This window comes from Streptococcus sp. HMSC074F05, assembly GCF_001808725.1.
Taxonomy (GTDB): Bacteria; Bacillota; Bacilli; order Lactobacillales; family Streptococcaceae; genus Streptococcus; species Streptococcus parasanguinis_I.
Genome location: NZ_KV794411.1, coordinates 24,951 through 37,905, shown reverse-complemented (window position 1 = coordinate 37,905; position 12,955 = coordinate 24,951). Strand labels below are relative to the sequence as shown.

16 protein-coding genes and 1 other annotated feature are annotated in these 12,955 nt (G+C 42.9%); of the genes, 1 reads left to right on the top strand and 15 read right to left on the bottom strand.

Annotated elements, in window-relative coordinates:
- Window positions 1-31: 31 nt before the first annotated feature.
- Both HMPREF2685_RS03945 and HMPREF2685_RS03940 read right to left on the bottom strand, forming a co-directional pair.
- Window positions 32-415, bottom strand: coding sequence for a rhodanese-like domain-containing protein (locus HMPREF2685_RS03945; RefSeq protein ID WP_023917445.1), 384 nt, complete (start codon window positions 413-415; stop codon window positions 32-34).
- The gene (locus tag HMPREF2685_RS03940; protein ID WP_003017930.1) at window positions 415-633 is read right to left on the bottom strand and encodes a YqgQ family protein; all 219 of its coding nucleotides are present in this window, start codon (window positions 631-633) and stop codon (window positions 415-417) included. Before HMPREF2685_RS03940 ends, HMPREF2685_RS03945 begins: the two co-directional genes overlap by 1 nt.
- Before the next feature lie 87 nt (window positions 634-720).
- On the opposite strand from HMPREF2685_RS03940, the gene HMPREF2685_RS03935 reads away from it, so the two are divergent.
- A complete protein-coding gene (locus HMPREF2685_RS03935; protein WP_070465401.1) occupies window positions 721-1,380 on the top strand; it encodes a prepilin peptidase in 660 nt (219 codons plus the stop codon).
- A 7-nt stretch (window positions 1,381-1,387) separates the two neighbouring features.
- On the opposite strand, the gene trpB is transcribed toward HMPREF2685_RS03935, so the two are convergent.
- The 13 genes from trpB to rsmD all read right to left on the bottom strand — a co-directional run bounded on the left by trpB (window position 1,388) and on the right by rsmD (window position 12,889).
- Window positions 1,388-2,575, bottom strand: a complete 1,188-nt coding sequence (gene trpB, locus HMPREF2685_RS03930; protein ID WP_070465398.1) for a tryptophan synthase subunit beta — start codon at window positions 2,573-2,575, stop codon at window positions 1,388-1,390.
- 122 nt (window positions 2,576-2,697) lie between these two features.
- Window positions 2,698-2,933, bottom strand: a binding site (T-box leader).
- Between the two features lie 67 nt (window positions 2,934-3,000).
- Window positions 3,001-3,528 (bottom strand): VanZ family protein, encoded by a 528-nt coding sequence (locus HMPREF2685_RS03925; RefSeq protein ID WP_070465394.1) that lies wholly within the window; start codon window positions 3,526-3,528, stop codon window positions 3,001-3,003.
- Complete coding sequence (gene rlmN / locus HMPREF2685_RS03920) at window positions 3,515-4,603, bottom strand: dual-specificity RNA methyltransferase RlmN (protein WP_049483934.1); 1,089 nt, start codon at window positions 4,601-4,603, stop codon at window positions 3,515-3,517. The genes HMPREF2685_RS03925 and rlmN overlap by 14 nt, the downstream gene beginning before the upstream one ends.
- Before the next feature lie 6 nt (window positions 4,604-4,609).
- Window positions 4,610-5,185, bottom strand: coding sequence for a YutD family protein (locus HMPREF2685_RS03915; RefSeq protein ID WP_049483935.1), 576 nt, complete (start codon window positions 5,183-5,185; stop codon window positions 4,610-4,612).
- 145 nt (window positions 5,186-5,330) lie between these two features.
- Window positions 5,331-7,043, bottom strand: coding sequence for a cache domain-containing sensor histidine kinase (locus HMPREF2685_RS03910; protein ID WP_070465391.1), 1,713 nt, complete (start codon window positions 7,041-7,043; stop codon window positions 5,331-5,333).
- Window positions 7,040-7,774 (bottom strand): response regulator transcription factor, encoded by a 735-nt coding sequence (locus HMPREF2685_RS03905; RefSeq protein WP_049483937.1) that lies wholly within the window; start codon window positions 7,772-7,774, stop codon window positions 7,040-7,042. The genes HMPREF2685_RS03910 and HMPREF2685_RS03905 overlap by 4 nt, the downstream gene beginning before the upstream one ends.
- Before the next feature lie 58 nt (window positions 7,775-7,832).
- Window positions 7,833-8,954: a peptide-methionine (R)-S-oxide reductase MsrB gene (gene msrB, locus HMPREF2685_RS03900; RefSeq protein ID WP_070465388.1), complete on the bottom strand. Its 1,122-nt coding sequence runs from the start codon at window positions 8,952-8,954 to the stop codon at window positions 7,833-7,835.
- Between the two features lie 12 nt (window positions 8,955-8,966).
- Complete coding sequence (locus tag HMPREF2685_RS03895) at window positions 8,967-9,527, bottom strand: redoxin family protein (RefSeq protein WP_070466675.1); 561 nt, start codon at window positions 9,525-9,527, stop codon at window positions 8,967-8,969.
- 56 nt (window positions 9,528-9,583) lie between these two features.
- Window positions 9,584-9,907, bottom strand: a complete 324-nt coding sequence (locus tag HMPREF2685_RS03890; RefSeq protein WP_004219828.1) for a hypothetical protein — start codon at window positions 9,905-9,907, stop codon at window positions 9,584-9,586.
- A 26-nt stretch (window positions 9,908-9,933) separates the two neighbouring features.
- Window positions 9,934-10,644 (bottom strand): thiol-disulfide oxidoreductase-associated membrane protein CcdA2, encoded by a 711-nt coding sequence (gene ccdA2, locus HMPREF2685_RS03885; RefSeq protein WP_070465386.1) that lies wholly within the window; start codon window positions 10,642-10,644, stop codon window positions 9,934-9,936.
- Window positions 10,645-10,805: 161 nt separating this feature from the next.
- Window positions 10,806-11,888: a SepM family pheromone-processing serine protease gene (locus HMPREF2685_RS03880; protein ID WP_070465383.1), complete on the bottom strand. Its 1,083-nt coding sequence runs from the start codon at window positions 11,886-11,888 to the stop codon at window positions 10,806-10,808.
- On the bottom strand, window positions 11,872-12,360 hold the full coding sequence (gene coaD, locus HMPREF2685_RS03875; RefSeq protein WP_049483942.1) for a pantetheine-phosphate adenylyltransferase: 489 nt from the start codon (window positions 12,358-12,360) through the stop codon (window positions 11,872-11,874). The genes HMPREF2685_RS03880 and coaD overlap by 17 nt, the downstream gene beginning before the upstream one ends.
- Complete coding sequence (gene rsmD / locus HMPREF2685_RS03870) at window positions 12,350-12,889, bottom strand: 16S rRNA (guanine(966)-N(2))-methyltransferase RsmD (RefSeq protein WP_070465380.1); 540 nt, start codon at window positions 12,887-12,889, stop codon at window positions 12,350-12,352. Before rsmD ends, coaD begins: the two co-directional genes overlap by 11 nt.
- Window positions 12,890-12,955: the final 66 nt, after the last annotated feature.

The following is a 12,955-nucleotide window of genomic DNA, read 5'->3' as shown; positions in this document are numbered from 1 at the left end:
GAATGACCGATTTCTATCCCACTCTCTTTTATTAGGCGTCTTTTTTCACTTTCCCATTCCAAGAATCAAGACCATAAGACAAGACATAAATGTCTGTATAGCCCTGTTTCTTGAGATAGAGAGCCGCATTGGTTACACGCGAACTACGGCTATTCTCATAGAGCAAAATCGGTTTGTCTTTGCGCAAGGCCGCAAGGCTCAACTTCAACTGAGTAGAAGGAATGTTGCGTGCTCCTAAAATATGCTTGGCATGAAACTCAACTGGCTCTCGCAAGTCAATCAACTGCCCTTTACGAATCAACTCTTCAAAAGCGGCATTGTCCACAAATTTAGCAGCTTTACGGATGCGGAAATAATTAAAGGCCATCCATCCAACTACTCCTAAAACAACCAACCAAAAAATGATATTTCCCATCACTCTACCTCACTCTTTTTCAAAAATTCTAATTCTTGCTTGTGCTCTCTTCTTAAAACGGTATCGGCTTCTAAATAATCGAGCCGCTCCATCAAGCCTGCATCATAAAGACGTTGAAGCTCAATTTTCATCAATTCGATGTCATAGAGGCGCTTCCCCACATAAATGATGATTCCAAAACGTTTTAAAAATTGTTGAACATCATACAGGTTTTTCATGTTCATTATTGTATCAAATTTAGAAAGGCTTTACAAGATTTTCAAGTAAATGATGACATTTTTCGATTTGTTTACGAATAAATAAGTATGATCAACTTTTATTTTTTTACCATCGGTACTTGTATCGCCTCTTTTTTGGGACTAGTGGTCGACCGTTTCCCAAACCAATCCATTCTCACTCCTCGCAGTCATTGCGATCACTGCCAGCACGTCCTTGGAGTTTGGGATCTCATCCCCATTCTCTCGCAACTACTGCATCGTTTTCGCTGTCGCTATTGTCATCAGACCTACCCATTTTGGTACTGCCTTTTTGAGATCTGGAGTGGCCTGATCTTCTTAGCCTGTGCCAATGGTTTTCTTTCTCTTCCTCAACTTCTGACGTTACTCGGATCTGCTGTTTTAGCCATCTATGACCTACGCTTTATGGAATACCCTTTGGTCATCTGGTGTTGTCTCCATGCCTTAGTCCTCTTTTTATCCGGTAGTAATCTCCTCATGCTGGTCTTTTTACTCCTTGCGATCGGTGCCCACTTTTTCTTTATTGGGATGGGGGCGGGAGATTTTCTCTTACTCGCCACCTTCTCACTGACCTTTTCTTCTACCAAGATCCTTATTCTCATCCAGATCGCATCCATCTTAGGCATTCTATTCTTTGCCTTCAAAAAAGAAAGAGACCGGATTCCTTTTGTTCCCTGTCTCTTTCTCAGTTATCACGCTTTACTGCTTTATACGATATTTTGCAGATAAATTCTTTTTATTTTGTAGCTTTCGCTTCCAAATAATCGGCAATAGCAGCCACATCCTTATCCCCACGTCCAGAAACGTTGATGATGATAATCTTGTCTTTATTCAATTGTGGAGCACGTTTGACCGCTTCTGCAATCGCGTGTGAGCTTTCAATGGCTGGAAGGATCCCTTCTGTCTTACTGAGAAGAAGAAGAGCTTCTACTGCTTCATCATCTGTCGCTGCTACATATTCAACACGACCAGAATCTTTAAAGAAAGCATGCTCTGGACCAACCCCTGGGTAGTCCAAACCAGCAGAAATCGAGTAAACTGGCGCTACTTTTCCATCTTCGCCAAAGACAGCGTAAGTCTTCATACCATCGACAACTCCTATAGTCCCTTTGGTCATGGTAGCGGCGTGCTGATCGGTATCCAAGCCATGTCCAGCTGCTTCTACCCCAATCAAACCGACTTCCTCTTCTGCTACATATTCAGAAAAGGCACCGATGGCATTGGAGCCACCACCAACACAGGCAATCACATAGTCTGGCAAACGACCTTCTTTTTCCAAGATTTGCCGTTTAGACTCTTCGCTGATCACTTTTTGGAATTCATGTACAATGGTTGGGTAAGGGTGAGGTCCAACAGCAGAACCCAAAACGTAAAAGGCATCGAGGTCTGCCATCCATGCTCCAAACGCAGCATCAACAGCGTCTTTCAAGGTCTTGGTTCCTGTTTCAACCGCATGAACGGTTGCCCCCATCATTTCCATGCGGAAGACATTGAGACGTTGACGCTCCACGTCTTCTGCTCCCATGTAGACATCACAGGCCATACCAAACTTAGCTGCCGCAGCTGCTGTAGCCACACCATGTTGACCAGCTCCTGTCTCAGCAATCACGCGCGTTTTGCCCATGCGCTTAGCCAATAGGATTTGCCCCAAAACGTTATTCAATTTATGCGAACCTAGGTGGTTCAAGTCTTCGCGCTTCAAATAAATTTTCGCCCCACCTAAATGATCTGTCAAACTTTCCGCAAAGTAGAGCGGTGTTTCCCGTCCAGAATAATCTTTCAGATAATGTTTGTATTCTGCGATAAATTCTGGGTCATTTTTATACTGTTCAAAGGTTGCCTCTAATTGATTGAGCAAGTTTTGAATGGGTTCTGGTACGAAAGATCCACCAAATTGTCCGAAATAGCCTTTTGTTTCTGTCATGATTGTGTCCTCTTTTCTATATCTTCAATCCTGTTTATGATCTTTTTTCTCTCGCTGGCCCTTTGAGCTGCAGTCTCACTGGGTTCCTTTGAGATACAAAAAACCTCACACAGAAAAATCTGTGTGAGGACGATTCGATACCGCGGTGCCACCTCAATTGTAGGAAAATAGTCTTTCTCCTACATCTCTGACCTGTCTAACAACAGGGTGCACGATAAGGAGTGCTCACCGAATTTTTATTGTTTCAAATTCATCATCATAAACGCATCAGCCCATTTCAAGATTCACCACTGCTTGTTCACAATCACCACAAGCTCCCTGGAAGTGAGAAAAACCTCTACTTTTCTGATGTCTTGAAGCTATTATAGCTCCCGCTTCTGACTTTGTCAACAAAAATTTCAAAAAGACACTAAAATGTTCGGATTTTACATTTCCCCATTTTTTGCTAGCAATCGTGTTCTGAAATACTGAAAGCCTAAATAAGCCAGATAAGCCCCTAAGGTATTGGTCCACAAATCATCTAGCTCAAAGACACGATTGGCATCAAACAAGAGATCTAACAGAACTTGGCTACATTCAATCCACAAGCTCATCCCAAAGCCGAAGCACAAGACCCGTTTGCGGCTCCTCAACCAGGGCCATAGCCAGAGGAGTTGAAAGACTAGCGGGCTTAACAAAAAGATATTGGCTACGTTTTGGAGAATGACCTTAATGAGTTGGATGACACTGGTGATCTGACCAAGATTCATCACCGAATTAAGAGGAACCAGCAGGACGACGATGCGACCGAAATGTTGAATACCCGGTGTTTCCATACCCGGCTCTGGCTGTTGGGGCAAAAAACACATCAGACACAAAAGGATAAAATAGAAGAAGCTGCCACTCCGTAACAGCCTTCTTCCTCTTTTTGTTAGTTCTGTATGATCGATCAGCCCTTGTTTAAGGTTGCGCATGTTCAACAATCGCTTTCTCCCGATCCCGTTTCATGGTATTTGAACGCAATTGGCCACAGGCTGCATCAATATCTGTACCGTGCTCTTGACGCACTACACAGTTAACACCTTGTTTTTTCAAGGTATCATAGAAGGCTATGACCCGTTCTTTTGGACTCCGGCTATATTGGTCATGCTCACTGACAGGATTATAAGGAATCAAGTTGACATAAGACAATTTCTTGATATTCTTGAGCAATTCTGCCAACTCTAAGGCTTGCTCGACTCCATCATTGACTTCATTCAACATGATGTACTCAAAGGTCACCCGACGGTTCGTAGTCTCAATATAGTATTCAATCGCCGCAAACAATTTTTCAATTGGAAAGGCCCGATTGATCTTCATGATGCTAGAGCGCAAGTCATTGTTTGGAGCATGAAGAGACACTGCCAAATTGACCTGCACACCTTCATTTGCAAAGTCACGAATTTTATGAGCCAAACCAGAAGTTGACACGGTAATATGGCGAGCACCAATCGCTAATCCCTTGTCATCGTTGACCGTCCGGATAAATTTCAAGACATTGTTATAGTTGTCAAATGGTTCTCCGATCCCCATGACAACGATATGGCTGACCCGTTCATCTTGGCCACGTTCGTCAAAGTATTTTTGGACCAACATGATTTGAGACACGATTTCACCATTGTTCAAATCGCGTTGTTTTTTGATCAAACCAGAAGCACAGAAGGTACAACCGATATTACATCCTACTTGAGTCGTTACACAGACAGATAATCCATAGTGCTGACGCATCAAGACGGTTTCAATCAACATGCCGTCTGGCAATTCAAAGAGGTACTTGACAGTCCCGTCTGCTGACTCTTGCACGATCCGTTGCTTGAGTGGGTTGACGACAAACTGATCATTCAACTTCGCAATCAAGTCCTTAGAAAGGTTGGTCATTTCTTCGAAAGACTGGACGCGTTTGCGATAGAGCCATTCCCAGATTTGTGCTGCACGGAATTTCTTTTCGCCGTTTTCTTCCGCCCAATCAATCATATCTTGGCGTGTTAAACTATAAATGGATGGTTTCATTCTTTCTTACTCCTCTTTTTGTCGAATCACAAAATGACGTTTGTTGTCTGTCTTCGTTGTCTTTTTAGTCTCAGCAGACGGTCTTGTTTTTTTCGAGTTTTTGGCTGGTTGTCCCTTGTCGCGTTCTCGTTTTTGGAAACGATCTTTTTGTTTGCGATTGCGCGAACGCTTTTTAGGTTCTCTTTCTTCTGATTGAGCTTTTTTGACCGGTGATTTCTTATCAAAAGAAGCACGATGAGGCTCCTTATTTTCAAGGACAAAATACGCACAACCATAGCTACAATATTCTAACAAATAATCGTCTAAGCGACTTAATTTATCCATCGTTGCAACATCGCGCTCTTCCTTATAGAAGCCACGCAAGCGCAACTGCTCATTGCTCCAATCACCAACAATGTAATCAAACTTGGTTAAAATCTCAGAAAATCGCTGACCAAAAACGGTCGCATCAAATGCTTCCTTCTCATTTTTTAACAACTCAAAAGAGAGGTTTTCTGAAAGGATCTGGTCTCCTACCTGACGAAACACAGGTCCAGGAAATTTATTGTAATTATATAATTCAGGGTCAATCTCTTTTCGCATAGTGTTCCTTCATCAAAATCTATTTACTGTAACACTTTATTTTATCATAAATTTGATGACTTGCGTCAGATTTGACTAGAAAAGAGTTGAAATTCCTTTGAGAGCTTCCAAAAGGAAAAAGAGACAAAGAAGGCAATCTTTGTCTCTATACATGTTCATCAGATGATGAAAGGGGTAAAAATAGAGTAATTTTGGTATAGCTATTGGCCTTAGAATCAATCTCCATATGATAGGCTTCGCCAAATTGAAGATGCAATCGTTGGTCCACATTTTTCAAGCCAACACCTCCTAAACGAAGAAGGGTTTGGTCTGTTGATCCTGATCGGTCAAACCCTCGTCCATTGTCAAAAATCGATACGCAGGCGGAGTCTCCACTGACTTCAGTTGTCACTCGAATGAGACCTGGACGATCGATCTCTTTAATGCCATGGTAAATCGCATTTTCCACTAAGGGTTGAAGCACTAATTTAGGAAGCTGATAGTCGCCCAACCGTTCATCTTCTAGAATTTCATAGTTGAGCTTTTCACCATAACGTTGCTTTTGAATGAAAAGATACTGCCGTACATGGTCGATTTCATCTCTCAGTAGGATTTGTTCCTGGCCTTGGTTAAGAGCCAGTCGAAAATATTGGGCCAGAGACTTGGTGATGTCAACCACGCGCCGACTATCATTAAACTCCGCCATCCAGACAATCGTATCCAAGGTATTGTAGAGGAAATGCGGATTAATCTGAGCCGAAAGTGCCCGTAGCTCATAACGCCGCGCGTTCTGCTCCTCTTCCTTAACCTGTTGCATAAGGTGATCGATTTGGTCCAACATGGCATTAAAAGCTTGAGCGAGGTCCACCAATTCTGGAGATCCTTTGGCTACAGCCCTCACGTGAGCTTCTCCTGCTCCAATCCTCAAAATGATGGTCTGAAGGTCTCGTAAGGGTTTGATCCACAAACGCAGAACAAAGCCGATCCCTATCAAACACATGATCAAAGCTAGTAATCCTAGGCCAATGAAAGAGTACAGGAGCTGCGACTGCAGCATCTGAAGTCCTTCAAGTGAAGCCACTCCAATCAAGGTCCAATCACTATCTGGAATTGGAACCTGATAGATAAAATTCTGCCCTCCTTTTGCATAACCATCTTTCACAGCAATATAGGGCTGCATGGCCTGCATTTCTTGACTGGAAGAATAGACCGCCTTTTTAGGATGGTAGACAAACTCATGCTTTTGATTAATGATAAAACTAAAGCCTTGTTTCCCTAGTTGAAGGTGATCCAAGTAAGCCTGAAGGCTATCGTAGCCAATATCCAAGCGCACTACTCCGAGATTTTTGCCAGTCTGATCGACCACTTCTTGGGTAATAGAAACCACCCATTTTTCTTTTTCCGAAGTCAAGGATTCCTTTCGAGCTGGCGTCAAAACTGGCATGGCTCTTTCTTTAATCGCCTCTTGATACCAACTTTCATTCATCATATCTGAAGAAGTCTGCATGCTGATTTTGGAATCTGTCGCTACCAGACGTCCATCCTTGGTCACCAAGACCGCTGAGACCAAGTCCGGATCCGTTTCAATCATCGTTCGCATCAGGTGTTGAACCGTTTCTTGATCCGCACTCCTATCTTGGGCAAATTGTCGAACAGCCTGTTCCTGGCTAAGAACCGTCGTGGTCTGCTTTAATTTTTTTAGATAGGAGGTGATAAACTGACTGCTTTGATCGATACTATTTCTTGTCGTCCGCTCTGTTTGCTGGCGGATCGTCCCTGAACTCGTTTGATAGTAAAGACTACCAATAAGACCAAACAGCAAGAGAATGAAGAGAAAAAAGTAGAGGACCAGCTGAATCAGCAAGGGATATCGTTTCATTCATGCTCTCCTTTTTTGTACTGCCTTGGTGTCACCCCAACAACCTGCTTAAAGCGTTGAGAAAAATAGTTCATATCTTCAAAACCAACCTGATCGGCGATCTCATAAATCTTTAGATCTGTCGTGAGAAGCAAGAGTTGAGCCTTCTTCATTCGCTCCTGGATGAGGTAGTCTTGGAAAGGGAGTCCCAATTTTTTCTTGATCAATACGCTTAGATAAGAGGCACTGAAACCAAGTTGATAGGCCAGATCCTTTAGAGTTAACTGAGAGTCTGCTAAACGAGCATGAATGGCTTCTTCCAAGTCTGTCGAATAACCATGGCTGACCAAATCTTCGACTTGCGCTTTCTTACGCTCTTGATCAAGTTTTCCTTTCACCTTTGCTAACATCTCTTCAATATCATCTTTTGAAAAAGGCTTCAGCAAATAATCATCTGCACCTAACTTGATGGCTTTCCTCGCAAACTCAAAGTCATCATAACCTGTCAAAAAAATGATATGACAAGACGGAGACTGCTCTTTGACGAGATGGGCCAGATCCAATCCATTCATTTGTGGCATATTGATATCAGTTAGAAGGATATCGGCTGGTTGCTCTTGAAACTTCTCCCAGGCCTCACGGCCATTTTCTGCCTGGTTGATGACAGTCATTCCAAACTGTTCATAATCTACTAAGGAAGTCAGACCCTGCCGGATAAGCTCTTCATCTTCCACAATCATGATCGCATACATGGCTTTCACCTACTTGTCTTTACTATACTTATTATAGCAAATTATAGATCGAATTGTCTCAGACGTAGTCCAATAAATAACCGTAGCCCTTTTCTTTCATTTCTGCTTTGGGAATGAAGGTAATAGACAAGCTATTGATGCAATAGCGAAGGCCACCTTTTTCCTTGGGACCATCGGTAAAAACATGGCCCAGATGAGAATTTCCCACACGGCTCCGAACTTCTGTCCGAGTCATATTGAAACTCTTATCCTCCTTATAGATTGCCACATCAGGACTAATAGGCCGACTGAAACTTGGCCAACCACAACCAGAATCAAATTTATCCTTAGAGGAAAAGAGGGGCTCACCGGTCACGACATCTACATAAATACCGGCATCAAACTGATCCCAGTAACGATTGGAGAAGGCTCGTTCGGTATCATTTTTTTGTGTCACCGCATACTCTTCGGGGGATAGCTTCTTTTTGATCTCCTCATCGCTTGGCTTAGAGTAGCGACTGGCATCAATAACAGGATAAGAAGCCTGATTGACATCGATATGGCAGTACCCATTCGGATGTTTCTTTAGATAATCCTGGTGGTAGTCCTCAGCCTTGATGAAATTGGTCAGTGGCTCTTTCTCCACTGCTAACGGTTTGTCGTATTTTTTTGCTACCTCTTCAAAGACTTGGTTAATAGTTGTAAGGTCTTCTTGGGAGACATAATAGACACCTGTTCGGTATTGAGTTCCTTGATCATTTCCTTGACGATTCTTCGACGTTGGGTCGATAATCCGGAAATAATGCAGGAGCAATTCTTTCAGAGATACCTGCTTGACATTGTAAGTGATATGAACTGTTTCAGCATGGCCTGTTTGAGGGACTAATTCATACTTGGTGGTATCCCCTTTTCCATTGGCATAACCTGATTCGGCATCAATGACACCCGGAACACGGGAAAAATACTCTTCCACACCCCAGAAGCAACCACCAGCTAGATAGATTTCTCGTTGGTCTTCTGGATTGACTTTTTCTTCCTTCTTTTTGTTTGCTACTGGTGTCTGACTCATGGACGCTTTTTTGATCTGCTCAGTCGTCGCATCTGATGTATCCAAGGCCATGGATCCTTTGACAAGGAAAAAGATTCCAAAACAAAATAGCCCCACTAAAAGAATGGAAATGAGTTTCCATTTTGTTTCCATTTTATGTCCTCCTTACTTCATTTCTTTTAGAGTCTGGACGATGTCTTCCTTGCTCATATAACCGATATGGGTCTTAGCGAGAGTTCCATCGCTTGCAATAAAGAGTGCCGATGGATAAGAACGAATCCCATACTCTTTTAGCAGTTCCCCTTTACTATCTAGCAAGACTGGGAAATCCTTGTAATCCAAAGACTGGTACCAGTTTTTGAAATCTGCTTCTGATTTTTCACCATTAAAAGTTGGAGCTACAACGGATAAGACCACATAATCCTTACCCGCCTCTTCTTTTGCCAACTCATTGGTATCCTCTAATGTCGATAGGCAAATAGAGCACCAGGAAGCCCAAAATTTGAGGTAAACTTTCTTCCCTTTGTAATCAGATAAGCGGTAGGTCTTACCGTCTACTCCTTGCAGGTTAAACTCTTGAACCTTCTTTCCAGCTTGCTCTGAAGATCCCGTTGTGGATGTCTGCTTAGTCTCACTTTTGTTGGATGATTCCATTCCTTGGTTAGAGCAAGCCCCCAAAAGTCCAGTACACAAGATTCCTGCAGCTACTAAAGCTAATTTCTTCATCATTATTACCTCTTTAAACAAGGAGAAAGTCATCCTCAGATGACCTCTCCCTTCTTTCATTCCTTGTCTGATTTCATATCAGATGATCCACTCTTTTCGTCTTTCATTTCTGAATCGCTGGATTTCATCTCATCCTTTTTCATATCGTCCTTCATTTCAGAACTGCTGTCAGACATCATAGATGAATCTTTCATGTCTTCTTTTTTCATTTTATCATCGGACATGGATGAATCCTTCATGTCATCCTTCTTCATATCGTCCTTCTTCATCATACTACTATCGTCCGTTTTTTTCATGTCTGAATCTGATTTCTGTCCAGAACAAGCTGCTAAAGTGACGATGCTAAGTGTAGCAATAGAAAGTGCAAGAATTTTTTTCATGATTTTTCTCCTTTAATCATTCAAGATTAGTGAAACAGGGATGCGAGGCTATTAAGATTTCCTAGCATCAGCAAGATGCCCATCAAGATGATGAGGGCACCACCAATTTTCTTCAAGGTTCCCATATGGGGCTTGAGTTTAGCAAAATGTTGTAGAACCCAGCTAGAAGCCAAGGCCAAAAGCAAGAAAGGCAGAGCCAAGCCTAATGTATAGACCAGCATCAGGAGAGCGCCTTGTAAAGCACCATCTCCTCCAGAAGCTGCAATGGCTAAAACAGAACTCAAAACTGGTCCGACACAAGGGGTCCAACCAAAACTGAAGGTGACCCCTATCAGAAAAGCATTGAAGAATTCATTGCGCTCCCGATTCTTTTTGAGTTGGATGGTCTTTTGTTTTTGGAGTTGTCTCAGATTGATCACTTCCATTTGGTGAATCCCTAATAGGATCACAATCCCTCCTAGCAGATAGCGAAACCATGGAGCATAAAGCACCTGCCCAAGGGCCCCTGCACCGTATCCTAGAATCAGGAAAACAGTTGATAGACCTGCGATAAAACAAAGAGTCTTCACCAGGCCATACCAAGAAATGTCTCTTCCAAAAATTCGAACTGTCTTCACGCGTTCAGAACCCAATAGAATCCCTACATAGACTGGCATCAGTGGCAAAATACATGGGGAGAAAAAGGATAGAACTCCCGCTAAGAATACTGAAATGGAAAACAAACTGGTTTGAATCATTTCACTACCTCCCTTTCTTTCTGACACCAGTATAAAGAAAAAATCCCTCTAAAAATAGAGAGATTGATAAGCAAAAACTTGAATTTGATTAGAAGGTGAATGTTCCCCTCTGCTAACACGATGTCATACGTTCAAGTACGAAATTTGTCAAACAGGCTACTTTAGTTCTTCTTCAAATAATCAATAGCATCTTGAAGGGTCTTGACGGGAACGATTTTCATCTTCGAATGAATTTGTTTCGCGGCTTCTTTAGCTGTTTCATAGTTTGATTTGGCCTTGGGATTGGCTTTCTTTTCTTCTTTGGAAACTGGATTATTAGGGGCAAAGAAAATTTCTGCTCCTTCTTTATCGGCTGCGACGACTTTCTTGTCAATCCCACCGATATCGCCAACCGTTCCATCTTGGTTAATGGTTCCTGTCCCTGCAATATGGCGTCCCTGACGAAGATCTGGATCAGCCACTTGGGTGTAGATGGCTAGGCTAAACATCATACCGGCACTTGGTCCACCAATCCCTTGGGTCGCAAATTGGACAGGAACATCGCCTTTGGCTTCAGTCCGGTCGATCAGGCTAATTCCGATTCCGTTTTTCCCGTTGGACAATTTGATGATCTTTCCATCTGCGGTCTTGGTTTGTCCATCCTCAATATAGGTCACTGAAACGGGATCGCCAATTTTTTGAGAACCAACATAATCAATCAATTCTTTGGAACTCTTAAAGGTCTTGCCATTCACACCGGTGACGGTATCCGCAATGTTCAAGATTCCCTTAAAGGTCGAGTCATCTGCCACCTGCATGACATAAACACCAAGAAAGTCCATCTGGGTTTCTTTTCCAGCTGTCTTTAACCCTTGGTAGATGGCCATATTTTGCGAGGTTTCCATATAGAATTGGTTAATCCGCGTAAATTCTTGGTTTGAACTACCACCTGTCATATCCTTGGCAGAGTAGATATCTGTAAAAGGTGTCGCCCAAGCATAGATCAAATCAGCCGGAGTCGCTTCTTTCACTGCCACGGTTACAAAGTCATAAGATCCTGACTTGGTATCCGCTTTTCCATCGACTGTCATAACGGATCGAATGTCTTCTGCCGTTCCCGGCATCTCAATATAATAGGGAAGGCGAATCACAAAAGCAGCTAGCAAGAGGAGCAAGAAAAGAACGCCTGCAATCGGCCATCGGTATTCTTTCAACCGTCCTTTTTTCTTTTTAGGGGTCAAGCTTGGTTTATTCGCTTGTGTCATCTTTGATTTCCTCCATTACACTCTCTGGGACATAAGGTGAGATATCTTGCTGAAAAGCCAGCAACTCTCGAATACGCGTTGAACTAATGGCCTGGTAAGGAGGCTGGGCATAGAGATAAACCGTCTCCAATTCAGGCGCCAACTGGTGATTAAAATAATCCATATTGGCTTCGTATACCAGATCCTGTGCATTGCGCAAGCCCCGGATCAAGGTGATGACCCCAAGATTGCGCGCCACTGTCACAGCCAACTCTTGAGTTGACGTCACAATTTCAACATTTTCCAAATGAGCCAGGGCCCCTTTCACCATGCGCACGCGCTGCTCAATGGAAAAGAGTCCGACTTTTTCCGAATTATAAAAAATTCCTACATAGACACGGTCAAACAAGCGACTAGCTCGCTCGATCAATTGCACATGCCCAATGGTAATCGGATCAAACGATCCTGTAAACAATCCACTTCTATCTGACATATACTGTTACCTTACTAATTCCATAGATTTTTTCTTTCCAGATTCCCACTTGTCCGATTTCCTCAGGAAGTTCTACATGTTTATCGGTTTCGCACACAATCATGATGTTTTCTGATAAGAGATGGCGCTCGCACAAGGTTTCGATATCGCGGACAATCTCTTCCTTGGCATAAGGCGGGTCTAAGAAAACCAGATCAAAGGTGCCCGTTAGAAGCCCCAAGGCTTGCTTGGCCTCCATTTTTAGTAGTTGAAAGCGTTCCTTTTCCTTGGTCATAGCAATATTAGCTGCTACGATTTCCTGCGCTCGACGGTCTCTTTCCACTAGAACCGCCTCTGACATGCCTCGAGAGACTGCCTCAATAGAGAGGCCACCGCTTCCTGCATAGAGATCCAGCACTCTTCCGCCATCAAAGTAAGGACCAATCATATTGAACATAGCCCCTCTGACCTTATCAGAAGTCGGCCTGGTTGTTTTTCCTTCAAGTGTTTTGAGGGGACGTCCCCCATAGGTTCCAGATACTATTTTCATAGGGACCATTATACCAAAAAAAATCAGAAAATTGCGATTTGATATGGTCAAGCGACAATTAAAAGA

Bases quoted from the DNA above. Each gene is read 5' to 3' on its own strand.
- HMPREF2685_RS03945 (WP_023917445.1), bottom strand. From the start codon at position 415: ATGGGAAATATCATTTTTTGGTTGGTTGTTTTAGGAGTAGTTGGATGG.
- HMPREF2685_RS03940 (WP_003017930.1), bottom strand. From the start codon at position 633: ATGAAAAACCTGTATGATGTTCAACAATTTTTAAAACGTTTTGGAATC.
- HMPREF2685_RS03935 (WP_070465401.1), top strand. From the start codon at position 721: ATGATCAACTTTTATTTTTTTACCATCGGTACTTGTATCGCCTCTTTT.
- trpB (WP_070465398.1), bottom strand. From the start codon at position 2,575: ATGACAGAAACAAAAGGCTATTTCGGACAATTTGGTGGATCTTTCGTA.
- HMPREF2685_RS03925 (WP_070465394.1), bottom strand. From the start codon at position 3,528: ATGCGCAACCTTAAACAAGGGCTGATCGATCATACAGAACTAACAAAA.
- rlmN (WP_049483934.1), bottom strand. From the start codon at position 4,603: ATGAAACCATCCATTTATAGTTTAACACGCCAAGATATGATTGATTGG.
- HMPREF2685_RS03915 (WP_049483935.1), bottom strand. From the start codon at position 5,185: ATGCGAAAAGAGATTGACCCTGAATTATATAATTACAATAAATTTCCT.
- HMPREF2685_RS03910 (WP_070465391.1), bottom strand. From the start codon at position 7,043: ATGAAACGATATCCCTTGCTGATTCAGCTGGTCCTCTACTTTTTTCTC.
- HMPREF2685_RS03905 (WP_049483937.1), bottom strand. From the start codon at position 7,774: ATGTATGCGATCATGATTGTGGAAGATGAAGAGCTTATCCGGCAGGGT.
- msrB (WP_070465388.1), bottom strand. From the start codon at position 8,954: ATGGAAACAAAATGGAAACTCATTTCCATTCTTTTAGTGGGGCTATTT.
- HMPREF2685_RS03895 (WP_070466675.1), bottom strand. From the start codon at position 9,527: ATGAAGAAATTAGCTTTAGTAGCTGCAGGAATCTTGTGTACTGGACTT.
- HMPREF2685_RS03890 (WP_004219828.1), bottom strand. From the start codon at position 9,907: ATGAAAAAAATTCTTGCACTTTCTATTGCTACACTTAGCATCGTCACT.
- ccdA2 (WP_070465386.1), bottom strand. From the start codon at position 10,644: ATGATTCAAACCAGTTTGTTTTCCATTTCAGTATTCTTAGCGGGAGTT.
- HMPREF2685_RS03880 (WP_070465383.1), bottom strand. From the start codon at position 11,888: ATGACACAAGCGAATAAACCAAGCTTGACCCCTAAAAAGAAAAAAGGA.
- coaD (WP_049483942.1), bottom strand. From the start codon at position 12,360: ATGTCAGATAGAAGTGGATTGTTTACAGGATCGTTTGATCCGATTACC.
- rsmD (WP_070465380.1), bottom strand. From the start codon at position 12,889: ATGAAAATAGTATCTGGAACCTATGGGGGACGTCCCCTCAAAACACTT.